The sequence below is a fragment of the Streptomyces verrucosisporus genome, assembly GCF_017114865.1.
In the GTDB taxonomy this organism is placed as follows: domain Bacteria; phylum Actinomycetota; class Actinomycetes; order Streptomycetales; family Streptomycetaceae; genus Streptomyces; species Streptomyces fenghuangensis.
This window is the reverse complement of record NZ_JADEYH010000025.1, coordinates 20924-43786: the sequence shown is the minus strand read 5'-3', so window position 1 is coordinate 43786 and position 22863 is coordinate 20924. Positions and strand designations below refer to the sequence as shown.

Sequence of the window (22863 nt, the reverse complement as noted above, 5' to 3'; positions counted from 1 at the left end):
GCCCCGCGTCGCGGCGGTCAGGGCGGTGGGCGCCTCCGGCCGCCAGGGCGCGGAGCCCTTGTCCCGGATCAGCCCGGTCACCGCGGTCAGTGCTTCCGCGGGGAAGACCGGCGGGTGAGCACTCTCCTCCTTCAGCGTGAAGTGCGCGACCGCGCCGGACGAACCGGCCGGGTCATGGTCCAGAGCCAGCCAGTTGATATGCCCGTCGCGGTGGTGGTCGACGCTCTGGCAGCGCAGAATGACGACGGTGCGGCCGTCCCGGCGCAGCACCTGGCCGGTGCGCCTCTGCCCGTCGTGCGGTTCGCTCAGCACGATCTCGCGCAGCGCGCCCCCGGGTGCGGCCATCGGTCCCTCCGCGACCGCCTCGAACAGCAGCAGCGCCCGGCGGTGCGCCTCGGACAGGGCCGGGGAGGCGGCGCGGTAGGCGAGCGCACGCAGCATGTCCAGCACGGGCAGCCATACCACGCCGTCTCCCGGGACGGTGCGGTCCTCGCTGCGCCACCCGTCGGCGGACCCGGCGAGCCGGGCGGACTCGGGCAGGGGCCTGCCGCCGGCGGGCTCGCCGGACAGGACGCGGTTCACGGCGCGTATCTGGCGCAGCGCGCTCCAGGACCGCTCGCCGCCCCACCAGCCGTACAGCGTGACGAGACCCGTGACCGCCTCGCGCAGCGTCCGGTCGTCGCCGTCCGCGGGGCTGTAGTCGGCGAACATGCCCTCGGCGTGTTTGCGCTCCGCCCCGGTCGGCTCAGCCTGGGGCGACACGAAGGCGGCGACGACCCCCGCCAGGCGCAGCGCCGCGTGTACGTGGCCGGCGACGCCGGCGAGCAGACGGGGCTCGGCGAGGGAGGGCAGAAGGCGAAAGACGACCTTCCGCAGCACCTCGTCGGAGGTCGGACCGGCGGGTTCGCCCGCACCGGCCCCCGCGGTGCTCCGCGGCCCGGCCCGCAGGCCGCCGGCCGCCTTCGCCGGTACGGCCGTCGCCCTGAACGCCGCCTTGATCTCCGCATCCCGCTCCGCCAGAGCCCGGGCCCCGGCGCGCAGCAGCTCACCGGCCTGCTCGTCGCTCAGCGCCCGCAGGACCGCCGAGGAGCCCTCGTCGCGTGGCCGCAGCGCGTGCCAGAAATCGGCCGGCGGGACCAGCCGCGTACCGGCGGCGAACTCGCCGCCCCGTTCCAGCGGCGTCACCCGGCCCGACTCCCACACGCCGCCGTTGTCACCGTCGGCGTACAGGGCTATGCGGCGGTACTGGGCGACGACGACGGGCTCGGCGCCGCCGGGCAACCGCAGCGCGCCGAGCGGAACACCCGGCGTCCGGCCGTCCGCCGCCGGCAGGGTGACGGTCCGGCCGTCCGGCGTACCGGCGGTGGTGCGGGCCCGCTCGCCCTCGCCCTCGGTGCGCACCCAGCGGCCCAGGACCGTGCCGTCGGTGCCCAGCGGACTGTGCTCCAGGCCGGGCTGGAGGGGCAGCACGGCGCAGTGCCGCTGGGCAGGGCGGCTCCGTCGTGGATGCCGGACCGGAGGAAGGCGGGCAGCGAGGCACGCCCGTGGGTGCCGGTGGCCGGGTCGTACTCGAGCCACACCTGCTGCCGTCCCTGCCGCCCCTGGCGCCAGTACGAGGTGCCGTCGCCCAGTACGGGGTGGCCGGGCGGCAGGACCGTGTCGCCGGCGTGCAGGGCGCGCCCGCCGGTGGCGCGGCCGCCGCCCGGCAGGGGGATGGAGGTCTCGCCCGTGTCGTCGTCGTACCAGTGCGGGAGCTTCTCGCCGCCGAGCGGGAACACCTCGGTGGGGCGGGCCGACCAGTAGCCGTGCTGTTTGCCGTCCTGCCGCCATATCACCAGCAGTTCGCCGTCGGTGTAGCGGAACGACGGGCGGCTCCAGCGGTCGGGCTCCACCGGCAGCCGCAGATCGTGCTCCAGCAGGATGTCCTCGGGGCCCACGACGATGGCCTTGTGCCGGCGGGAGAGGACCAGCGCCGGCCAGGCCTCGTGGACGGTGAGCGTGTCGTCGCGGTCGCGCCCGGTCCGTGTCTGCTCGTCCAGGCGCCGCAGCGCCTCCTCCAGGGCGGGTCAGCCCAGTTCGTCCAGGATGCCGGCGCGCAGGGTGCGGCCCAGCAGCGGGGCGGCGTCGAACGCGGCGGCCCCGGCGGCGGCCCGCGGGCCGACTCGGGCGGGCGACCGCCTGGAACGGGCGCAGCCGTTCCAGCGCCGCGCGTGCGGCGGGCAGGCCGGCCGCGGTGGCCAGCTCCCCGGCCGCGTCGTCCAGCCACTCGCGCAGCACGTCGGCGAGTACGGGGTGCCCGGCCAGATCTTCCAGCAGCCCGGCGCCGAGGCGGTGGCCGCTCAGATTCCCCACGGAGTGGTACAGCAGGCGCCGGCAGCGCGGATCGGCCGCGACGGCCGTCAGGTCCCGCCGCCCGGTCCGGGGCTCCCGCAGCCACCGGTCGACCGGAAGGAGGACGCCCTTGCGGGCCTCCGGCAGCGTCAGCGGTACGTCCCGCGCCACGCACAGGTCCAGCAGGTCGAGGTCGGCGGCGACGTTCCAGCGGCCCGTGAAGAGGTCCACGGGGCGGCCCCGGGCGCGCAGGCGCGGTGCCATGCGCTCCACGAGGTCGAGGGTGGCCGGTGAGCGGCCGCCGGCGGACGAGCCGCGCTTGAGGTGCAGCGCCCAGCGGCTGAGCCAGTCCGCCGCGTCGACCCCGCCCGCGTCGACCCCGCCCGTGCCGGCCTCCGCTCCGTCCGCCCCGGCCTCGCCCGTCAGCAGCCGGTCGGCACCGGTCTCGGCGAGCAGCGCCAGCCAGAACTCGTCGTCCTCGGTGGAGCGGCCCAGCCCGGCCGGCATGATCTCCAGCAGCCGGACCCGCACGGCGGGCCGCTGCCCGGCCAGGGTGACCAGCGTGGCCCGGTAGGCGTTCCAGAAGGAGGCAGGGGCCCGTACCGCCGCGGGTGACGCGAGCAGATCCCCCACCAGGGCGCACTCCTCGGCGACCTGGTCCAGCCCCGCCGCCCTGATCAGACGGCGCGCGTCCTGCGGCAGGGAGGCGTACGGCGGCATGCCCGCCGCGCAGCGCTCCACGGTCAGCTGCCGGAACTGCGCCCACGCCTCGGCCGGGGCCAGCCGCGCCGTTAGGGCCTTCACATGCTCCTTGAGCGCCTTGACCGTCAGCGCGCCGGCGAAGGCGAACTCCAGGAAGACCGCCCGCTGCCGCTCCTTGTCCACGGGCAGCGCGTGCACCCGCTCCGCCTCGCGGGCCTTGCCGAAGAAGACCGCCGCGTAGGTGGTGTTCTCGTGCCGGAGGAAGACTCGGGCGGCCTGCTCGTAGAAGGTGGGCAGGAAGTGCGGCACGGCCCGGCCGAGCCGCTCGCCGAGCTCCTCGAAGCCCTCCCTCGCCGTGGCGGGACGGGACCTGGCCTGCCGGGCGAGCCGCTCGACGTCCCTGACCAGTGCCAGTGCGTGATGGCCGTTCGCCGGGTCGTTGACCAGTGCCCACGCGGGGAAGCCCAGGGTCTCCCTGCGTACCTGTCCGACCTCGGGGGTCTCCGGTTCCCGGACCAGCCCGAGGAAGTCCAGGGCGAGGTCCTCGGCCTCGCCGAGCGTGCCCGGCACCAGCCTGGCGATCCTGCGCTCGTCCAGTGCGGGGTGGGTGTAGACGCGGACGGTGAGGACGTCGGCGTCCTCCCGGTCGGTGGTGCCCACCGGCAGCACGGCGCCGGCCTCCAGCAGCGCGGCGCAGGTGGCCTCGTCGTACGCGATGCCGTCGTATGCGGTGTCGTCGTAGTTGTCGTACGTCGTCACGCCGCACGCTCCTCGTCCTCGATGTCGCGTCCGGCGTACAGCGCGGCCGCCATGCGCATGCCCTCCGACCAGGCCACCGGACCGACCTGACCGAGCTTCAGGACCCGGCCGGCCGGGTCGGTGAAGACCAGCGGGCCGGTCTCCGTCTCCTCGTAGCCGTCGTAGTCGCCGACCCACAGCCGGGCCTCGACACCGCGGCCGCCCTCCAGCACGGAGCACACCGCATGGCCGCCGCGCACGCGGTAGCCCAGCTGGGCGGCCCGCCCGTGCAGGAACCTCAGCTCCTTGAAGACCCCGCCCGCGTAGTCCTCGACGGAAGTCGCCCTGGCGTCCAGCGCCGCGGGCCGGCGCCACACCTACCGGAAGAGCTGCTGGGCACGCTGCTCGACGCCCAGCTCGACGGCGAACTCGCGCAACTCCTCCAGCTCATCCAGCAGCACCGGATGCGGCAGGCGGACCAGGCCGGGGGTGAGGCGGACGGTGTCGCCGTCGAGGTCGACCACCCCGAGGCCGCGCCCGGGATCGGCGTCCCGCAGGAACCCGGCCACCTCCCCGTCCGCCCGGCGGCCTGCCAGGCCGGATCCGGTCGCACCCGCGCCAGGACCGCGAACGGCACCGGCAGCGAGCGCACCATCCACCGCTCCACATCGGCCAGGCACTGCCGCTCGTGCCGCTCCAGCCACTCGGCGAGCTGACGCAGTTCCACCACCGCCGGATCGTCGGCGATCTTCGGCGGTACGGACTTCAGCCGCCGTCCGGCCGCGTTGCGGCACACCACCTTTCCGTCGTCGAGGGCGACCTCGTAGCCGCCGGCCGACACCCACCCCATACGTGCCTCCCCGCACCCGCAGTGATCAAGTGACGGGAACTGTAGGGCAGGGCGCTGACAACGGTGCCGACGAGCGGGTCCGGCCGGGTGCGGGCGGGGCGGCAGGGATGACGGGCGGTGAGGTTCCGCGCCGTCACCCCTGCCGTTGTACGCGCAGGTCAGGCCAGCATGTCCTCGATGAGGCCGACGGCGCGCCGGGTGCCGCCCTCGGCCCGTGCGGCGTCGCGCAGCAGAGCCGAGCGGCGGGCGACGACCGCGTCGGCGACCAGCTCCTCCAAAGCCGCCCGCAAGGCCTCGGCGGTGGCCTCCGCGGTGTCGATGCGGCGGGCCACGCCCAGTTCCACGAGCCGGTCGGCGTTCGCGAACTGGTCGACGGCCTGCGGCACGGCGATCATCGGAACCCCTGCCAGCAGACCCTCATTGCAGCCGCCCATGCCGGCGTGGGTGACGAAGGCGTCCGCCTGCCCCAGGATCGCCCGCTGCGGAACCCAGGGGCGCACCTCGATGTTCGACGGGACGGTGCCGAGTTCCCGCGGGTCGGTGTACCCGCCGATCTGGAGGACGACGTGCCAGCCGGGCAGGTCGCCGAAGGCGGCGACGCACCGGCGGTAGAACTCCGCCCGGCGGGTGTACGCCGAGCCCAGGGAGACCAGCAGCACCTTCTCCGCGTCCGCGGGACGGGCCCAGCCGCCCGTGCCCGCGGACATCTCGAAACAGGGCCCGACGAAGGTCACCGTGGTGGTGTCGACCCTGTCGGCGTGCGGCTGCATCGCCCGCGGGATCAGCGCCAGGGTGTGCGCAGGACGGCCGGTGAAGGCGTCCACGTCGGTGGTGGACGCCCCGCAGCCGGCGAGCCACTGCGCGAACCTGGCCCGGTAGGCGTCGGCGCCCGGCAGCCGCCACAGGTGCGCCGCGACCTCCTGGCTGTAGCCCTCCCAGGCCACGAACGTCGGGGAGAGCTGCATGAGGGGCCGGCCCTGCGATTCGGCGAGGGCGCGCGCGGCGTAGGCGCCGATGTCGTACAGGTACAGATCCGCCGGGTCGCGGTCGTAGGCGGCGCGCAACCGGGGGAGCGCCTGTACGGCGTCGTCGAGGAAGAGGCCCATCGCGGCGATGGGGTCCTCGGGCCAGTCGTTGTCGGCGACCGGCAGCCCGGACGCGCAGGGGAGGAGTTCGGCGTCGGTGGGCTCGATCAGGTCGGCCACCGCCGGATCGTTGGCGTAGGTCACGCGGTGGCCGCGGGCCACCAGCTCGCTGATGATCGCCAGGCTGGGCAGGACATGGCTGACGGCAGGGATGCCGACCATCGCGACATGGGCACGGCGACGGGACATGGGTGATCACTCACTTCGGGTCTACGGCGAACAGGGACACAGCAGGCCCGCACGCCGGCCTGTCCGGGAACCTCGGACACCGGTGCGCACGCGGGCATGCGGGCGGGGAGGCGGGGCGCTGCCCCGGCCGTGTCAGCCGTAGATCTGAAGGAAGGAGAACACGCCCGTGACCCTAGACCCCCGCCGGGCTCCGGCGCATCCCGATTACCGCCGGCCGCCGCCCGGCGCGTGCCGTCGTCCGGCGGACGGGATGCCCGGCCCGCCGGAGCTCCTCCAGCGGGTACGGGGTCTGCCTGCTGCCGTACCGGAACTCGCGGTTGAAATCCGACATCACGGCGGCGACCGGCGCGTGCCGGGCGATGGCCGCCGCGGCCTTCTCCGGGATTCCCGTGGGGCGCCTGCCCCCGGCGTAGGCGCGCACCAGCGCCCGGCGGCCGTCGCGGTCCTCGATGCGGTATCCGAGCAAAGCGGTGACCAGCCAGTTCACCAGATATGTGGCGGTGTAGCAGCGGTCGTAGGTCTGATGCAGTTCGAAGAAGTCGGCCTCCTCCCGCGACAGTTCGAACCGGGAGGAGAGTGCGAGGCCGTAGTCCGCGAAGTAGAGACGCCGGCCGTCGGTCAGGATGTTCTCGAAGTGCGCGTCGAAGTGGACGAGCTCGCGACCGGCCATGAAGGAGGTGCCGTCCGCCAGTTCCCTCTCGACCATGGCGCAGGCCCGGTTCGCGGCCTCGTCCCCGGCGGCCACCCGCTCGCCCAGCCATTGGTGCAGGTTCCGCGGGATGTACTCCAGGAACGCCACGACGCTCGCCGAGGACCGCCGGAGGGCCTCGATCCGGCGGCGCACCTGCGGTCGGCCGCCCCAGTAGGCCACGGCCCGTTCCACGTCGGCCAGTTCCGCGGGCAGCGGCGTCGAGCCCGGCAGCACCCTCCAGTGGTACATCAGGGGAAAGCCCTCGTACTCCCCGGTGAGCACCCAGCCGGTCGTCATGGTGTGCACGGCGAGCTCCCGCCAGGCTCCGAACCCCGGCCCGCCGATGGCACCGATGCCGTACTGGCAGAAGACGGGCAGGTCGAACAGGTTCGCCGTGGAGCGGATGTGCGCGGGTTCCCTCTCCAGGTCGGTGAGGGGCACCCGCTTGACGAACACCGGGATTCCGGAGACCTCCAGCAGGGACGACTCTCCGCCGATGCCGGAACCGAGCGGCACGGCCGCCTCCACCAGTCGGCGCAGTTCACGGTCCCCGAGCCGGGCCAGGGCCGTGGAGACGGCGCCGTGGGCGGCCGACCGCGCACCGCGTGACATGTCGGGGTGCTCCACCGCTGCCTCCGTCCGGGCGCCCGGCGCCGGCCGCCGGTCTCGATTTCGCGACGGCCACTCTACGCATGGTGGCCGGGCCGCGTCCGCGCCCTTCCGGACCGCCGTGTCCGGCCGGAGACCAGGGCGGTCCAGCCGGGGACGGTGGCCCGCCCGCCGCGGACGGTGATGCCGTGCGTCCACCGCCCGGTTCCGCGGTGCTACGGGGTGCGGTGCGGGGTCACCTCCCTGCTATGGTGGTCTATACCACTGGTGTTCACTCTTGGATCGGCAGGCCCAGCGTGGAAGTTGTCATCGTTCCGGACGCCGACGCAGGCGGGGAGATCATCGCCGAGGCCATGGCCGGCCTCCTGCGGCGCAAGCCCGACGCGCTGCTCGGTGTGGCCACGGGCTCGACACCGCTGCCTGTCTACCGGGCGCTGGCCGCCAGGGCCGCCGCGGGTGATGTGGACGTCTCGCGCGCCCGGATCTGCCAGCTCGACGAGTACGTCGGCCTGCCCTCCGGGCACCCCGAGTCCTACCGCTCGGTGGTACTGCGCGAGGTGGTGGGGCCGCTCGGGCTGGACGAGGCGTCCTTCATGGGGCCCGACGGCTCGGCGGGGGACATCCCGGCGGCCTGCGAGAAGTACGAGAGGGAGCTGGCCGAGGCCGGCGGTGTGGACCTCCAGCTGCTCGGTATCGGCACCGACGGGCACATAGGCTTCAACGAGCCGTGCTCCTCGCTGGCCTCCCGCACCCGTATCAAGACGCTCACCCGGCAGACCCGGGCCGACAACGCCCGCTTCTTCGGCGGTGACATCGACCAGGTGCCGCACCACGTCATCACCCAGGGCATCGGCACCATCCTGGAAGCCCGTCATCTGGTGCTGCTCGCCACCGGTGAGAACAAGGCGGAGGCCGTGGCCCAGACCGTCGAGGGGCCGCTGTCCGCGATGGTGCCGGCCTCCGCGCTGCAGACGCATCCCCATGCCACGGTCGTGGTGGACGAGGCGGCCGCGTCCGGGCTGAAGCTCGCGGACTACTTCCGCGCCACCTACGAGGCCAAGCCGCACTGGCAGGGACTCTGACGGCCGTGACCGGTTCCGCGCCCCCGGTGCGTCCGCGCGGACGCACCGGGGGCGCGGCGCGTCCCGGAAGCCGCACGCCGTGCGGCCCCGGCCGGAGGGGAGGGTCCGGCCGGAGCCTGTGAAGGACCGCCGAAGGTCCGCGCCCGGAACTTCCGGTCAGTCCGCGAGCCCGTCCGCGAAGCGCCTGGTCAGCGCGGTCGGCGCCGTGATGGCGGTGCCCACGACGACGCTCAGCGCGCCCGCCGCGAGCGCCTCGGCGGCCTGTTCCGGGGTGGCGATACGCCCTTCGGCGACCACCGGGGTGTGAACCGCGGCGGCGAGTTCGGCGACGAGCCGCAGGTCCGGCGCGGTCTGCCGGGGTGGTCCCGCCACGTAGCCCGACAGGGTGGTCGACACCAGGTCGGCTCCCCGCGCGGCCGCTTCCCGCCCCTCGTCCAGGGGCGAGACATCGGCCATGACCAGGGCGCCCGCACCGTGGACGGCCGCGACGAGTTCGGCGAAGGTGCTGCCGTCGGGGCGCGGCCGGGCGGTGGCGTCGGCCGCGACGATCGCGGCCCCCGCTTCGGCGACGGCGAGCGCGTGGCGCACGCCCGGGGTGATGTAGACACCGGCGTCGCCGTCCTTCCACAGGCCGATCACCGGCAGGTCGACGGCCGCGACGGTGGCCGCGACGACCTCCGGTCCGTTGACGCGTACGGCCGCGGCGCCGCCGGCCCGCGCCGCGCGGGCCATGCGCACGAGGGTGCCGGTGTGGCACATCGGGTCGCCGGGCGGCGCCTGGCACGACACGATCAGGCGGCCCTCGAGGGAGGCGATCAGGTCGTGGGGCCGGGACCGGGGACCGGGCTCGGTCTCGGGCGAGGTCATGGCGTGACTCCAGAGGTGCGGGGAGGGTGTAGGGGCAGCGTGCGGGTCAGCGCGGCGGCCCCGAGGACCGCCGCGTCGTCCCCGGCGCCCGGCGGGACCGGGCGCAAGGTGCGCAGCGGGGGCATGAGTTCGGCGGCGAAGGCCGCGTACAGGGCGTCCCGGTACAGCGCCCCGATACGGGGCACTCCGCCGCCGACGACGACGCGGTGCGGCCCCAGCGCGTTGGCGAGGCCGCCCAGGACGCGGCCGGCCGCCCGGGCGCCCGTGACGATGGCCGAGAGCGCGTGCGGGTCCTGGCGGGCCGCGCGGCCCGTCACGGTCTCCAGGCGATCGGCCGGCTTCCCGCTCAGCCGTGTGTAGTGGGCGGTGATGCCCGGTCCGGAGGCGATCGCCTCCAGGTGGCCGGTGGCTCCGCAGGTGCAGGGCAGGCCGTCCGCCTCGGGGCTCGGCAGATGGCCGAGGTGTCCGGCTGTTCCGGCGGCGCCGTGCAGCAGCCGTCCCGAGGCCGCGACGGCGCCGCCGACGCCGGTGCCGACGGCCGCGTAGACCAGCGTGGTTCCCTCACCGCCGCCGTCCATGGCGGCGAGTTCCGCGGCGGCGGCGGCACGTACGTCGTTGTCGCAGGCCACGGGGAGCCCGGTGCGGGCCGCGAGGCCGTCGGCCAGGGCGGTGCCTGCCCAGCCGCGCAGGGTGTCCGTGGCGCTGACGACGGTCCCGGAGGCGGGGTCGATCACTCCGGCCGCGGCGACACCGATCGCGGCGGCCTCCTGGGCGCGGACGGCGCGGGAGGCCTCGGCCAGCGCGTCCAGCACCGCCTCGGGGCCCCGGGCCGCCGGGGTGGGCAGGGTGTGCCGGGCCAGGACGGCGCCGCCGCCCGCGACGAGGGCGGCGGCGATCTTCGTGCCGCCCAGGTCGAGGCCGATCACCGGGGCGCCGGGGTGCGGTGCCGTCATCGGACCGGGAGCAGCCCGGCCTCGCGCAGCCGCTGCTCGACGAGGGCGACCGACGCGTCGCTCAGCTGGATCTGCGGGGCGGCGGTGGTGCCGTGGGCGAACACCCCGAGCAGCCGCAGCGCGTGTTTGAACGCGCCGATGGCGGAGGAGTTGCGGCCCATCTCCGCCTCGGGGCCCGCGTCGACCATGCCGAACAGCTTCACCAGCCGCTCCTGCTCCTCGACGGAGCGATCGAGGTCGCCGTCCCGCGCGGCCTGGTAGAGGCGCACGTATCCGGCGGGGTCGACGTTGCCGAGGCCGGGTACGACGCCGTCGGCGCCGGCCAGCACGGCGGCGTCCACGGTCAGTTCGGATCCGGTGAGGATGCTGAAGGAGGGCGCCGTGCCCTCGGCCCGGCCGTGGCGCCCGCCGAGTTCGACGATGAGCCTGCGCAGGGAGCCCTCGTCGCCGCTGCTGTCCTTGAGGCCGGCGAGTGTGCCGTCCTCGGCCAGTTCGCGCACCAGGGGCACGGAGAGCTTGCTGTGCACGGAGACCGGGAGGTCGTAGGCGTACAGGGGCAGACCGGAACGGGAGCGGACGGCGCGGAAGTGACGGGCGATCTCGGCGGGGTGGGTCCGGGCGTAGAAGGGGGCGGTCGCCACCAGTGCGTCGGCGCCGGCCGCGCGGGCGGTCTCCGCGTGGGCGAGGACACGGGGGGTGGTCATGTCGATGACACCGGCGAGCACGGGGACGCGTCCGGCGACGGCCTCGACGACCGTCTCCAGGGCCACCGCCCGCTGCCGGTCGGTGAGGAAGGCGACCTCGCTGCTGGAGCCGAGGGCGAACAGGCCGTGCACCCCGACCCCGGCCCCGCAGCAGCGCTCCGGAGAGGGCGAGCCGGTCTCGGAGGACGGCACCGACGGCGGCGCCCCCGCCGGCGCCCCCGCCGACTCCGGCGGCGGGAACGGTGACGGCGACGGAACCCGAGCCGCCGGGGCCGCCGCGCAGGACGGGGAGAACCTGGCCGACACCGGCGGCGACTCCACGACGCTGCCGCTCGCCGCCGGCGGCGCCGCACTCGTCGCGCTCGGAGCCGCGGCCGTCCTGCGTGCCCGCCGCAACCGCGCCTGACGCCTCCGCGGGCCGCGCCGGGCGGCCGCCCGGCCCGGCCCGGCACTAGGATCCGGGCCATGCCGCTGACCGTGAAGGACGTGAACCGCTTCGAGGCCGCCAGGCCCCGTCTGGAGGCCATCGCCTACCGTCTCCTCGGTTCCGCGAGCGAGGCCGAGGACGCCGTGCAGGAGACCTTTCTGCGCTGGCAGGCCGCCGACGTCGGGCGCATCGAGGTCCCCGAGGCCTGGCTGACGAGGGTGCTCACCAACCTGTGCCTCAACCAGCTCACCTCGGCCCGCGCGCGGCGCGAGACCTACGTGGGCCAGTGGCTCCCCGAGCCGCTGCTCGAGGGCGATCCGATGCTCGGCCCGGCCGACACCGCCGAGCAGCGGGAGTCGGTCTCGTACGCGGTGCTCGCCCTCATGGAGCGGCTGTCCCCCCACGAGCGGGCCGTGTACGTGCTGCGGGAGGCCTTCGACTACCCGCACCGGGAGATCGCCGGGATCCTCGGCGTCACCGAGGCGGCCAGCCAGCAGATCCTCCACCGCGCCAGGAAGCACATCGCGGACGGCAGGGCCCGCACCGAGGTCGACGAGGCCGCCGCCCGGCGGATCGTCGAGGAGTTCCTGGCGGCCGCCGCCGACGGGAGGACCGAGCCGCTGGTGCGGCTGCTCACCGCCGACGCCGTCTCGGTCGGCGACGGCGGCGGAAAGGTCCCGGCCCGCCCCAGGCCGGTCGAGGGCGCTCTCGCGGTCGCGAAGTTCATGCGGGGGCTGTTCAAGCCCGCACGGGCCAAGCGCGCCCTGGTCGGCGGCTCTCCCGGACTCCACATCACGACCGCCAACGGCGGACCCGCCGTCGTGGCGGTCGTGGACGGCCGGGTCGTCGGCGTCGTGTGCCTGGAGGTCACCGCCGAGGGCATCAACGCGATCCGCAGCCAGGCCAACCCCGACAAGCTCGGGCGTGCGACCGAGGTGTGGGCGGCCACCGATCACGGAGAGCCCCTGTTCCACGCCTTCTGACCGTGAGGCGGGGCCCCGGCGCCGGAGCCGGGGGCCTCCGGTGCGGGTGTGACCTGTCTCACTCCCCGTTCCCGTCAGGAAACGGCTCGCTCCCCGGTTCAGGGGGCGAAACCGCGCAGGAGACGGAACCGCGCAGACAGGAGCCAGGGAAATGAAGCACCGCATCATCGTCCTCGGAGCCGGATACACCGGAGCCGCCGCGGCCGGCCGCCTCGCCAGGCGGCTGCACCGTGACGACGTCGCCATCACCCTCGTCAACGCCGACCCCGACTTCGTCGAACGCGTCCGGTTGCACCAGCTCGCGGCCGGCCAGGACATCGGGTACCGGCCGCTCGACGAGATGTTCGCGGGCACCGGCGTCGAGCTGATGACCGCCAAGGTCACCGGCGTCGACGCCGACCGCAAGGCCGTGACCGTCGTCGGAACCAGCGCCGGCACCGGCACGGACGTCCGGGAGCTGGAGTACGACACCCTGGTGTACGCCCTCGGCAGCGGCTGGAACGACCAGGACGTCCCCGGCGCCGCCGAGCACGCCCACGAGGTCGCGAGCCGGCCCGGAGCGCTCCGGTTGCGCGAGCGCCTGGCCGGCCTGGCCGCCGGGCAGCCCGTGGTCGTCGTCGGCGGCGGCCTCACCGGTCTGGAGGCCGCGACCGAGATCGCCGAGGCCCGCCCGGACCTCGCGGTCGCCCTCGCCGTCCGCGGCGGCCTCGGCGACCACCTCTCGGACAAGGGGCGCGGCCATCTGCGGAAGGTCTTCGGCGGGCTCGGCATCACCGTGCACGAGCACACGGCCGTCACAGGAGTCGAGGCCGACCGCGTCACCACCGCCGGCGGCGGGGCCATCCCGGCCGCGGTCACCGTGTGGGCCACCGGCTTCGCGGTACACCCCGTCGCACGGGCCACCACCCTGGAGACCACCGGAACGGGCCAGATCGTGGTCGACGCGACCATGCGCTCGGTCTCGCACCCCGAGGTGTACGCCGTCGGTGACGCCGCCATGGCGACGGGCCCCGGGGAGAAGCCGCTGCGGATGTCGTGCGCCTCGGGCACCCCCACCGCGTGGCAGGCCGCCGACGCCGTCGCCGCGCGCCTGACCGGCGGGAAGCTCCCGAGGATTCCGGTCCGCTACTTCAACCAGTGCGTCTCGCTGGGCCGCCGGGAAGGCCTGATCCAGCGTGTCACCGCCGACGACCGGCCCATCGAAGCGGCTCTGACCGGCCGGCTCGCCGCCGTCGGCAAGGAACTGATCTGCAAGGGCGCGGCCTGGGCCGTCGCCAACCCGACCCTCGGCCTTCCGGTCCGCCGTCGCCGTGTCGTACGGGAGGCGGCCCGGACGGGCCCGTCCGCCCGGGCGTCGGCCTGACCGGGACGGTGGAGCGGGCTCCCGCGATACGGGGCGCCCGCTCCGCCTCCCGGTACGGGACCTCACCCCCCGAAAGGCCGGGTGCGGCCCGTGCCCCCGGTCAGGACGGAACCGCCGGGGCGAGCTTGGAGTCGTCGGGCGCGTATACGGTCATCCAGTGCGGACGGATCCGGTAGTAGACCACCTCTTCGTCCCAGTCGAAGGCGTCCTCGCCGTAGAAGTCCTTGAAGTACGAGAGCAGGTCCGGCCAGTCCGCGGCCGGTTCGCCGCCGCGGGGGTTGAGGACCTCCACCGTGCCGTGGGTGAACACCCCCAGGTCCTCGCCCCGCATGTGCGCGGCGCTGACGGCGGGCCGCGCGGCGAGGTGGCGGGCCTTGGCGGCGCCGCGTGCCGTGCCGAAGTGCCACTTCCCGTGCAGGAAGTGGCCGTCCGCGCCGCTGATGCGCGGTTCGCTCCTCGCCGTCACGGTGGCCAGGGAGAGGGTGCACATACCGGTGAGGACCTGGGTGAGCCGCTTCGCGGTCAGGGTGCGCTCTGCGTTGATGATCGAGCGCAAGTGCGGGGTGGAGTGGGAGAGCGAGGAGTCGAGAAGGCTCTGGAGCTCTGCGAGCTCCTCCGGTGTTTCGCGCATGGGGGTCCTTGTCTGCCGGTGTGACTTCTTGGGCCCGCGTCCACCGTCGACGCCGGCCGGCGAAGCCATGATCGACCCGAAACCCGACATCTTCTGTCAGGTTTCCTCGGCGCCGTCACTCGCCACCCGCACTCGTCACTCGCCACCCGCCTCCACCGGAACCGGGACGGCCGCTCGCTTCCGGGACCGCCGACGCGGCAGCCGACGGGGGCGGCGATGAGTTTCTCCGGCCCGGAGAGTCTCACCAACGTCCGACAACACGGGAGGAACGCATGACCCAGCTGCTGAGGGTCCAGAACTTCAACGTCTCCAGCGACGGCGTCGCCGCCGGGGAGGACCAGAGCTTCGACAGCCCGTTCGGGCTCGCCGGCGCCGAGAGGCTGTTCGCCTGGGCCGGCGCCACGGCGAGCTGGCCCAGGCGCACCGACCCCGGAGGGAGCCGGGGCCTGGACGACTACCTCACGCGGGACTACGCCCACAACATCGGTGCCGAGATCATGGGCCGCAACAAGTTCGGCCCCCAGCGCGGGCCCTGGCAGGACCATCAGTGGCGCGGCTGGTGGGGCGAGGAGCCCCCGTTCCACACCCCGGTGTTCGTCATGACCCACCACCGGCGGCCTTCGTTCACGCTCTCCGACACCACGTTCCACTTCGTCGACGGCTCCCCGGCCGAGGTCCTCGAACAGGCGCGGGAGGCGGCGCAGGGTGGAGACGTCCGGCTCGGCGGCGGGGTCACCACCATCCGGCAGTTCCTCGCCGCCGACCTCGTCGACACCATGCACGTGGCGGTCTCGCCGGTGAAGTTCGGGTCCGGTCTGCGGCTGTGGGAGTCGCCCGACGAACTGCTCGACCGGTTCCACCTGGACGTCGTCCCCAGCCCGAGCGGGGTGACGCACCACCTGTTCTGGCGGAAGTGACGGGTTCCGGGGCGGGGTGTCGACCGCCCCGGAGCGGTCGACACCCCGGTGCACCCCGTGACGGACACACAGCAGCCGCGGTGTTCGGCAGACCGCCACGGTGCCGCCGTCACCGGCACCCGAACGACCGGGCCGGCGGGCGAGTGTCAGTGCCGGGTGTCACGCTGAGGTCATACAGGACTCGTGGAAGGGAAACGCCGTGACCACCACCGACTTCGTCCCCGGGTCCCCCTGCATGCTCGATCTGGGCGCCCCCGACGTCCGGGCCGCCGCGGCCTTCTACGGCGCGGTGTTCGGCTGGGAGTACGAGCCCATGGGGGAGGGGGAGGACCCCGAGGGCGGAATGCTCCGGAAGGACGGCAGGACCGTGGCCGGGCTCGGCAGGCTGACCGAGGAGGGCGCGCGCCCGGCGTGGATGGTCTACTACCGCGTCGCCGACGCGGACGCCACGACCCGGGCCGTCGAGCGGGCGGGCGGCACCGTGCGCGTGGCGCCGACGGACCTGGGGGAGTGGGGCCGGATGGCGCAGTACAGCGATCAGCTGGGCGGCCAGTTCGCAGTCTGGCAACCGGGCAAGAGCGCCGGTGTCGAGCTGATGGGCCGGCCGGGCTCACTGATGTGGACGGAGCTGTACACCAGCGACACCGCGGCGGCGAAGGAGTTCTACGGGGACGTCCTCGGCTGGCGGTTCAGCGACACGAAGCTGCCGGGCGGTGCGGGCACGTACTCCGTCATCATGGCCGCCGGGCTTCCCCGGGAACGTGCGCACGGCGGCGTCATGGGACTGCGTACCGAGGACCTCGCCCTGGCGGACGGCCGGCCCTACTGGCATCCGGTCTTCCAGGTCACCGACTGCGACGCCGCGGTCGCCGCGGTCACCGGGAACGGCGGGAGCGTGCAGATGGGACCGGAGGACGCGGAGGGCGTCGGCCGGATGGCCGTCTGCCTCGATCCGTCTAACGCGGACTTCGTGGTGCTCGCCCCGAACCCGGGCTGAGCCCGTACAGGGCCCGGCGGAGGGTGAACGCGTCGACTGTGCCCCTTTGCGCCCGGCAGAGTGGTCACCTGTGACGAGCAGTGAGCTGTGGAACCGTGCGAACGCCGAACGCTACGACGCCGAGGAGACCGATGGCACGGATCGCCGGACTCGAGCTGGAACAGCGCGTCGCGGGCTGGGACGGGACGCCGTTCACCCAGGACTCCACGAAACACGTCCCCGTGTGGCGCAAGCCGGTCTGAGGCAGGCCCCCGCCCCTCGCGCCCCCTTCGACGGCAGCCGTTCGGTCACCGCCCGCAGCCCGTCGCAGTCTCATCCGCGGCCGGCACCTGTCCATCGACGGGGACGCCCAGCCGGCCGGCCACGGTGGCGAGGGCCGCTCCCAGCGGGAGCGCGACCCGGGTGAGGGCGTGCCGGTCGCCCCGGGTCGGATCCCGGTTGACGATCAGCACCGGCTTCCCTTCCTTGGCCGCCTGGCGGACGAACCGGAGCCCGGACATCACCGTCAGCGAGGAGCCCAGAACCAGCAGCGAGGACGCCTTGCGGACCAGCCCGCGGCAGTGCTCGACCCGCGGCGGCGGAACGGTCTCGCCGAAGAACACCACATCCGGTTTGAGTACGCCGCCGCAGAGCGCGCAGGGCACCACGGAGAAGTCCCCGACCTGCTCGTCGGTGAGGTCGGCGTCGCCGTCGGGGTTGATCCCCGCGGCCACCGGCTGGAAGCCGGCGTTGGCCTCCTCCAGCCGCCGGGCGAGTTCGCGGCGCGGGCTGAGGGCGCCGCAGGACAGGCAGACGACCCGGGCCAGGCTTCCGTGGAGCTCCACGACGCCCTCACTGCCGGCGGACTGGTGCAGACCGTCGACGTTCTGGGTGATCACACCCGAGAGCAGCCCGTGCCGCCCCAGGGCGGCCACGGCCCGGTGTCCGGCGTTGGGGCGGGCGCGGCCGAAGGTGCGCCAGCCGAGATGGCTGCGCGCCCAGTACCGGCGCCGGGCCCGGGCACTGGCGGTGAAGTCCTGGTAGGTCATCGGGGTGTGCCTGTTCAGGCTTCCGTCCACGCCCCGGTAGTCGGGGATCCCCGACTCCGTGGAGATGCCCGCCCCGCTGAGCACCAGTACGCCGCCGGCGCTCAGCGCATCGGCGACCGGTGCCAGGTCCGTGGTGCCCGGCGGCAGCTCCCCGGTGGGTGTCCAGCTCAAGGTGGGGCGTACGCGCATGCCGCCAGGGTACGGAACGGGCCGCGCCCGGTCGCTCCCACGGGTGCCGCCGGCGAATCGGCCGAACGTCATCTGTGGTACCCGGGGGAGAATCCCCCCGTGCCAATGCCCACACCGGTTGCTCAGCGAGAGGGGCGGCTTGTCCGCGGGCCGGTGGCGGGTGCACGCCTTTGGCCGCCCGCGGGCCTTCTTCTCATGACTCAGGGGCCACAGCCACCGCGATGACCGAGTTCTCGCGGTCCTCGGTCCAGTAGTCCACGACCCCGACGGAGTCGGCGAGCGGCTGCCTGCTGAGACGGGGGCGTAGCCGGAGGACGGTGACGTGGTGGGCCGCCCGCCGGGACCGGGCGCCAGGCCCCGGCGGGCGGTGGCTCCTGCACGCCGCGCTTCCGGGCGCGCACCAGCACCACGGCGAACCTGGCGGTGCCGGTGGCTCCCTCCGACCCACACGGTCGGCTTCGGCGATGCCTTGTCCACCGGCGAGTTCACGCTCCTGGTCGGCGACGAGAAGAGCGATCCCTTCGCCACCGGGGCCCCGGTCCACGGTCGAGCGTGCCGGGACCGTCCCGACGCGCGGGCCGGAGCTCCTCGTTCCCGACCTGACCCTGGTCTGCCCGGAGGAACGGTTACGTGTCCCGCGCGGGGCGGGCGGCCTCCCAGGCCGCCTCGATCATCCGGAAGATCTCGTCCACCGCGGCCTCCGGGTCGGCCGCCTCACGGGCCAGTGAATAGGCGTCGACCGCGAACCTCGCGATCGTCCGGCAGGCGGTCGTGGTCTGCGGCAGGCCGGGATCGTCGGCGATGGCCGTCGCCAGCGACTCCGCGTGGCGCAGCATCATCGACTCCTCGTACTTCCGCAGCGCAGGCGTTTCGTCGACCATGCGCCAGACCGGGGCGGCGCTGTCCGCCGCGCAGTGGCGCACCAGGGCCTGGATCTCGCGGCACAGTGCGGGGATGAGCGGCTCGTGCGGCGCCCGGCCGGTGACCGCCTGAACGAGACGTTGCTCGAAGTCCTCGTCCTGCTCGAACACCAGGGCCTCTTTCGAGGCGAAGTGGGAGAAGACTGTGGTGACGGCCACGTCGGCCTCGGCGGCCACGTCACGAATGCCCACCGCGTCGTATCCGCGGTCCAGGAAGAGCCGCAGGGCGGTGTCGGCGATCTTCCGGCGGGTCGCGGCCTTCTTGCGTTCACGGCGTCCGGGTGGCGCGGTCATGGCTTGACACTACCAGGTGTGAAAGTAGAACAGTTTTTTAAAACTAACGGTTAGTGTTATGGTCGATCGTATGAAGAAGGTGAGCTTCGCCGAGTTCGGCGGTCCGGACGTTCTGCAACTCACGGACGCCGAGGAGCCCCACGCGGGCCCCGGCCAGATACGAATCGCCGTGCGGGCGGCGGGAGTGAACCCCGTGGACTGGAGGATCCGGGAAGGACAGCTCCAGAAGATCCGTCCGATCGAGCTGCCCGCCGGGGTCGGGCAGGACGCCTCCGGGGTGGTGGACGAGATCGGCGAGGGCGTCGAAGGCATCGAGGCCGGCGACCGCGTGTTCGGCGAAGGCGCGAGCACCTATGCCGAGTTCGCCGTGCTGTCTGCCTGGGCCCGGATACCCGAGGGCCTGACGTTCGAAGAGGCGGCCGGATACCCCTCCGTGATGGAGACCGCGCTGCGCATCATCGGCGAGGCCGGTGTGGAGCCCGGGCAGACGCTGCTGGTCAGCGGCGCGTCAGGGGGAGTCGGATCGGCGGTGCTGCAGATCGCCCGTGAGCGCGGCGTCACGGTGATCGGCACGGCCGGGGCCGCCAACCAGGACTACCTGCGCAGCCTGGGCGCCCTCGCCACGACGTACGGTGAGGGCTGGGTCGAGCGGGTGCGGTCGCTCGGCCGTGTCGACGCGGCGCTCGATCTGGCCGGATCGGGCGTGATCCGCGAACTCGTCGAGCTGACCGGGGACCCGCGGAAAGTGGTCTCCATCGCCGATCTCGCCGCCCCGGAGTTCGGTGCCCGGTTCTCCGGCGTGGCCGGGAGCATGCCCGAAGCGCTCGCCGAGACCGTCGGCCTCATCTCGCGGGGGAGGCTCCACATCCCGGTCGAGAAGTCGTACACACTCGCCGAGGCCGCGGCGGCGCACATCGACAGCCGGGCCGGTCACACGCGCGGGCGCCGGGTCATGGTCGTCTGAGCCGCTCCCGCGCGGACACACGGCCCGGCGGAACGGGTTCCCCGGCACGTGTGAGCGGGCGTCCCGTCGCGGAGCCCACCGGCAGAGGACGGCCGCGGGTCTCCGAGCCGGCGCTCGCGGCATGCGGTTCGCGCGATGACCGCTGCGCTCGGGGCGCCCGGCCGACCAGGGGCCTACCGGTGGCCGTGCTCCGTCGTCATCAGCCCGCCGACCGCGCGCCGACCTGCTCCGGCCACCCTCGGTGTTCGCCGGCCACACCACCGCCCGGCCGAGCGAACGCCGTGGGGCGCCCTGGTCGGGCCGGGGAGGGCTCGGGGCGACCCCGACTTCGCCACCCTCGTACGGCTGGCCGACGCCCCTTCACGCCCACCGCGGTGACGGCGAGGAGATCCGCCATCCGATCATGACCGCGGGAAGGTCGCCGGCCTGAACGGTTTCCTGGTCGATGGACAGGCCGCAGTAGTCGCCGACGGCGGTGAACACCGCCGCGGGCAGCCGGGGCCCGTGCTCCTCGTAGTAGGCCGCCACGGCGGCTTCGCCCACCTCCGCTATGGACGGGAACACCGCGCCGGCTGCGTGGAGTGCCGCGTCCAGGGACGATCCCTCCCCGGTGTCCTCCCCGAATCCGGCCTCACGGGCACGCCCGTCCCCCGGCGCATGAATGATCTTCCGCGGCGGGTTCCACGGGTCCAGCGTCACGCAGAGGATCTCCTCGCCTGGTGCGGGCCGCATCGACTCCACCGTTCGGTAGCCGGTGGCCCACGTCGCCATGCCCCAGTCCTCCAGCACGTACACCCAGTCACCGCACGTCCCGTACATCGCGCGATTGATGTGAGGCGACCGGTCGTCCCGTCGCCCCGCCGGCACGGCGAGGTCCTTGCCGAGGGTGCGGTCGGCGATCTGGTCGAGGTCGGCGCCCGGGTTGATGAGGAACCCGTCCGCCTCGACACCCCGGGCGAGGGGCAGCGAGATGCCGCCGAGCATGCCAGGCAGGGCGGCTGAACTGGCCGTGGTGCTGTGTGCGCCTATCCAGGCGATTCCGTCACGCATGCGAGTCCTTTGGACTCGGTTTCTCGTGGGGCCTCTCACGTCTGCTGCCCCGGAGCGGGTCGGGGCAGCAGGCCGCCGAGGTCTGCCAGGTCCGGTGCGGTACCGGTCCGTCCAACATGTCCCGGGCGCCCGTGCACCCGGCCTCCCGACCGGGACGGTCACCACCTCGGTACGCTCAGGAGGACGCCCCTGACCTGGGGGTCTCCCGATTCGCCGGTCACATGCTTGACCTTGACACGGTGACAAGGTTTCCACTTGGGGCCCAGGAGGTGGTCCCGATCGACACGACCCCGCAGGACACCTGTGTGGCCGATGCCCTGAGCGCCGAGGACTCGTCGGTCCGGCTCCAGGCGGCCCCGACCGCCGGCGCGCACGCGGAGGACGCCGTCATCCGGCGGCGTGCGGTGCCGGCGATCGCCGAGACACCCAAGACTCCGGGCGCCATCGAGGTGCTCACGGATGCCCTCGGGGATCCGGACGCGGTGGTGCGCGGACCGGATCACGGCCGCCCTGGCCGGTGAACTCGCCGCGCCCACCGCTGACTCCGCGACCCGGATCCGCATCACCCAGGCACTGGTCGAACTCACGGGCACCACCGCGCGGGAGGTCCTGCGCCGACTGGCCCACGACGACGACCGCGTCGTCGCCCTCGTCGCCTCGGCCCTCTTCCGAGTCCTCGACGAGCGGCCCCCCGAAGACCGGTCCGGCGACGACCCCTGAAGGCCCACGACGCACCGCCCCCCTGAAGGCTTCCTCCCCTCGGCCGCATCACCCTCACCGCCGCCATCGGCCACGTGCAGCGGGCCCGCCGGGCAGGGGCGCCGCCCGGAGCGAACCGGACGGCGCCGTTGCCGGCCCGGCCCGGGTGGTCCGGCGGGCCGGCGGCCGTCAGGACCGGTCGAGCCAGGCCCGGCACAGCCACCAGGCGTCTACGGCCCCGAAGGTCCCGGCGGGGTCGATCCCGGTGACGCCGTGGAAACGCTGGATCCGGTTGCGCACCGTGTTGGGATGGACGAACAGCCGCCCGGCCGCCGCCGGCACATCCCGGTCGGCCTCCAGCCAGGCGCGGACGGCGAGGGCGACCGGCTCGGCGTTCGCGCCCAGCCCGGCCAGCGCCGCCCCGTGGCGGTCCAGGAGCACCGCCGCCAGATCGGCCCGGTCCACCACCGCGGCCAGCGCCGCCACCTCGGCGACGTGCACCACACCGGACCGCCCCGCCGACTCGGCCGCCGTGAGGGCGTCCACCGCGAGACGCCGTACGAGGGCCAGCCCTTCCGGGTCGCCGGGGCCGGCGAGCCCGGCCGCCGCTCCCGGCCGGACCACGGTGCGGGCGGTGCGGTCCGGGGGCCGCCGGGCGTGCACGGCGACCAGCAGGCCGTCCACCAGCGCGGACAGCGACCGGGCACCCGGGTCACGGGGGGCGCGGTCCGGGACGGCCGCGACCTGGGCGTCCTCCGGCCGGGCGACCAGCACCCACAGTCCGCCCGCCGCCGGCAGACCCGCCTCGGCGGCCGCCAGCGCCGCCGCCGAACCGCCGGCGAACAGCCGCCGCAGCAGCGCCGCGTCCCGCTCACCGCTCGGCGGCCCCTGACCGGCCCCGGTGGCGCGATGGGCGGTGATCAGCCGGACCCGTACGGCCTCGGCCCAGTCGTCGTACAGCTCCCGTGCGTCCAGCAGCCGCTCGGGCGCCACCCCCGCCGGTCCCGCCAGCTCCCGGGCGCGGGACCAGATCGCCCGCTCGGCCACGTGCACGGCCGCGAGCACGGCCTCGATGGACACCCCCTGGCGGGCGCGCGTCACCGCCAGTTCCTCCACGAACGACAGTTCCGCCTCCGTCGGCCCCCGCCGGGCCGCCAGCGCCCGGGTGGCCGCGGCCAGCAGCGCACGGGTGTGCCCGGCGATGTCGGAGGCGGGCAGGGCCGCGATCTCCTGCACCATCGTGCGGACGGCGGCCACGACGGAGGGCAGCAGGTCGTCCTCGCCGACGACCCGCTCGATGAGATCGACCACCGGGGGCCAGTCGTCGTGCGCGTGCATCCCGTCATCCTGCCCGCCCTTGTGACAGGGAACAACGCGGGGGCCGAAACGGGTGACGCGCGCCATGTCCCGGCCGGTGGGCCGCACCTACGGTTGGGTCCCACCACAGGCCGACCGCCGCCAACGCCCCAGCGGCCCCCGGGGCACGCCTCCGGTTCCTCCGGCGCCCCGTCCGCGCGCGGCGACCGGTGATCGCCCCGCC

At 74.4% G+C, this 22863-nt stretch carries 18 protein-coding genes and 2 pseudogenes; 9 read left to right on the top strand and 11 right to left on the bottom strand.

From position 1 onward, the window contains the following. Positions 1 to 3788: 3788 nt before the first annotated feature. From IQ279_RS22385 to IQ279_RS22375, 3 genes and pseudogenes are all read right to left on the bottom strand, one after another. A pseudogene (locus IQ279_RS22385) lies at positions 3789 to 4621 on the bottom strand (DUF4132 domain-containing protein). A gap of 158 nt (positions 4622 to 4779) precedes the next feature. Continuing rightward, a complete protein-coding gene (locus IQ279_RS22380; protein WP_206350865.1) occupies positions 4780 to 5955 on the bottom strand; it encodes a macrolide family glycosyltransferase in 1176 nt (391 codons plus the stop codon). 172 nt (positions 5956 to 6127) lie between these two features. After that, a complete protein-coding gene (locus IQ279_RS22375) occupies positions 6128 to 7258 on the bottom strand; it encodes a protein kinase family protein (RefSeq protein ID WP_241028554.1) in 1131 nt (376 codons plus the stop codon). Between the two features lie 293 nt (positions 7259 to 7551). Here IQ279_RS22375 and nagB point away from each other — a divergent pair, with 293 nt between their 5' ends. After that, the gene (gene nagB / locus IQ279_RS22370; protein WP_206350863.1) at positions 7552 to 8337 is read left to right on the top strand and encodes a glucosamine-6-phosphate deaminase; all 786 of its coding nucleotides are present in this window, start codon (positions 7552 to 7554) and stop codon (positions 8335 to 8337) included. A gap of 156 nt (positions 8338 to 8493) precedes the next feature. Here nagB and IQ279_RS22365 read toward each other — a convergent pair whose 3' ends face one another. From IQ279_RS22365 to IQ279_RS22355, 3 genes are read right to left on the bottom strand one after another with little or no spacing between them, the layout of a single operon-like run. Continuing rightward, positions 8494 to 9204, bottom strand: a complete 711-nt coding sequence (locus IQ279_RS22365) for an N-acetylmannosamine-6-phosphate 2-epimerase (RefSeq protein ID WP_206350861.1) — start codon at positions 9202 to 9204, stop codon at positions 8494 to 8496. After that, positions 9201 to 10157 carry an ROK family protein gene (locus IQ279_RS22360; protein WP_206350859.1) on the bottom strand — a complete coding sequence of 319 codons (957 nt, stop codon included), beginning with the start codon at positions 10155 to 10157 and terminating at the stop codon, positions 9201 to 9203. The genes IQ279_RS22365 and IQ279_RS22360 overlap by 4 nt, the downstream gene beginning before the upstream one ends. After that, positions 10154 to 11053 carry a dihydrodipicolinate synthase family protein gene (locus IQ279_RS22355; RefSeq protein WP_206350857.1) on the bottom strand — a complete coding sequence of 300 codons (900 nt, stop codon included), beginning with the start codon at positions 11051 to 11053 and terminating at the stop codon, positions 10154 to 10156. Before IQ279_RS22355 ends, IQ279_RS22360 begins: the two co-directional genes overlap by 4 nt. Here IQ279_RS22355 and IQ279_RS28700 point away from each other — a divergent pair. The 3 genes from IQ279_RS28700 to IQ279_RS22340 all read left to right on the top strand — a co-directional run bounded on the left by IQ279_RS28700 (position 10944) and on the right by IQ279_RS22340 (position 13634). Then, positions 10944 to 11267, top strand: a complete 324-nt coding sequence (locus IQ279_RS28700; RefSeq protein ID WP_206350855.1) for an LAETG motif-containing sortase-dependent surface protein — start codon at positions 10944 to 10946, stop codon at positions 11265 to 11267. The genes IQ279_RS22355 and IQ279_RS28700 overlap by 110 nt on opposite strands. 59 nt (positions 11268 to 11326) lie before the next feature. Beyond that, complete coding sequence (locus tag IQ279_RS22345) at positions 11327 to 12271, top strand: RNA polymerase sigma-70 factor (protein WP_206350853.1); 945 nt, start codon at positions 11327 to 11329, stop codon at positions 12269 to 12271. Between the two features lie 151 nt (positions 12272 to 12422). Then, positions 12423 to 13634 (top strand): NAD(P)/FAD-dependent oxidoreductase, encoded by a 1212-nt coding sequence (locus tag IQ279_RS22340; protein ID WP_206350851.1) that lies wholly within the window; start codon positions 12423 to 12425, stop codon positions 13632 to 13634. 100 nt (positions 13635 to 13734) lie between these two features. Here the strand turns inward: IQ279_RS22340 and IQ279_RS22335 are convergent, their stop codons facing one another. Continuing rightward, complete coding sequence (locus IQ279_RS22335; RefSeq protein ID WP_206350850.1) at positions 13735 to 14265, bottom strand: pyridoxamine 5'-phosphate oxidase family protein; 531 nt, start codon at positions 14263 to 14265, stop codon at positions 13735 to 13737. Positions 14266 to 14537: 272 nt separating this feature from the next. On the opposite strand from IQ279_RS22335, the gene IQ279_RS22330 reads away from it, so the two are divergent. The 3 genes and pseudogenes from IQ279_RS22330 to IQ279_RS22320 all read left to right on the top strand — a co-directional run. Further along, entirely contained in the window at positions 14538 to 15182 is a 645-nt protein-coding gene (locus tag IQ279_RS22330; protein WP_206350848.1) for a dihydrofolate reductase family protein, read from the top strand. Positions 15183 to 15381: 199 nt separating this feature from the next. After that, positions 15382 to 16179, top strand: coding sequence for a VOC family protein (locus IQ279_RS22325; RefSeq protein WP_206350846.1), 798 nt, complete (start codon positions 15382 to 15384; stop codon positions 16177 to 16179). 131 nt (positions 16180 to 16310) lie between these two features. Then, a pseudogene (locus tag IQ279_RS22320) lies at positions 16311 to 16421 on the top strand (SAM-dependent methyltransferase); the annotation flags it as partial. 45 nt (positions 16422 to 16466) lie between these two features. Here the strand turns inward: IQ279_RS22320 and IQ279_RS22315 are convergent. Further along, entirely contained in the window at positions 16467 to 17396 is a 930-nt protein-coding gene (locus IQ279_RS22315; RefSeq protein ID WP_206350844.1) for an NAD-dependent protein deacetylase, read from the bottom strand. Positions 17397 to 18022: 626 nt separating this feature from the next. Beyond that, positions 18023 to 18610: a TetR/AcrR family transcriptional regulator gene (locus tag IQ279_RS22310; RefSeq protein WP_206350842.1), complete on the bottom strand. Its 588-nt coding sequence runs from the start codon at positions 18608 to 18610 to the stop codon at positions 18023 to 18025. A 70-nt stretch (positions 18611 to 18680) separates the two neighbouring features. On the opposite strand from IQ279_RS22310, the gene IQ279_RS22305 reads away from it, so the two are divergent. Next, entirely contained in the window at positions 18681 to 19574 is an 894-nt protein-coding gene (locus IQ279_RS22305; protein WP_206350840.1) for an NADP-dependent oxidoreductase, read from the top strand. A gap of 360 nt (positions 19575 to 19934) precedes the next feature. On the opposite strand, the gene IQ279_RS22300 is transcribed toward IQ279_RS22305, so the two are convergent. After that, a complete protein-coding gene (locus IQ279_RS22300; protein WP_206350839.1) occupies positions 19935 to 20624 on the bottom strand; it encodes a hypothetical protein in 690 nt (229 codons plus the stop codon). 459 nt (positions 20625 to 21083) lie between these two features. Here IQ279_RS22300 and IQ279_RS22295 point away from each other — a divergent pair, with 459 nt between their 5' ends. After that, a complete protein-coding gene (locus tag IQ279_RS22295; protein WP_206350838.1) occupies positions 21084 to 21344 on the top strand; it encodes a hypothetical protein in 261 nt (86 codons plus the stop codon). A 168-nt stretch (positions 21345 to 21512) separates the two neighbouring features. On the opposite strand, the gene IQ279_RS22290 is transcribed toward IQ279_RS22295, so the two are convergent. After that, a complete protein-coding gene (locus tag IQ279_RS22290) occupies positions 21513 to 22661 on the bottom strand; it encodes a helix-turn-helix domain-containing protein (RefSeq protein WP_206350837.1) in 1149 nt (382 codons plus the stop codon). Positions 22662 to 22863: the final 202 nt, after the last annotated feature.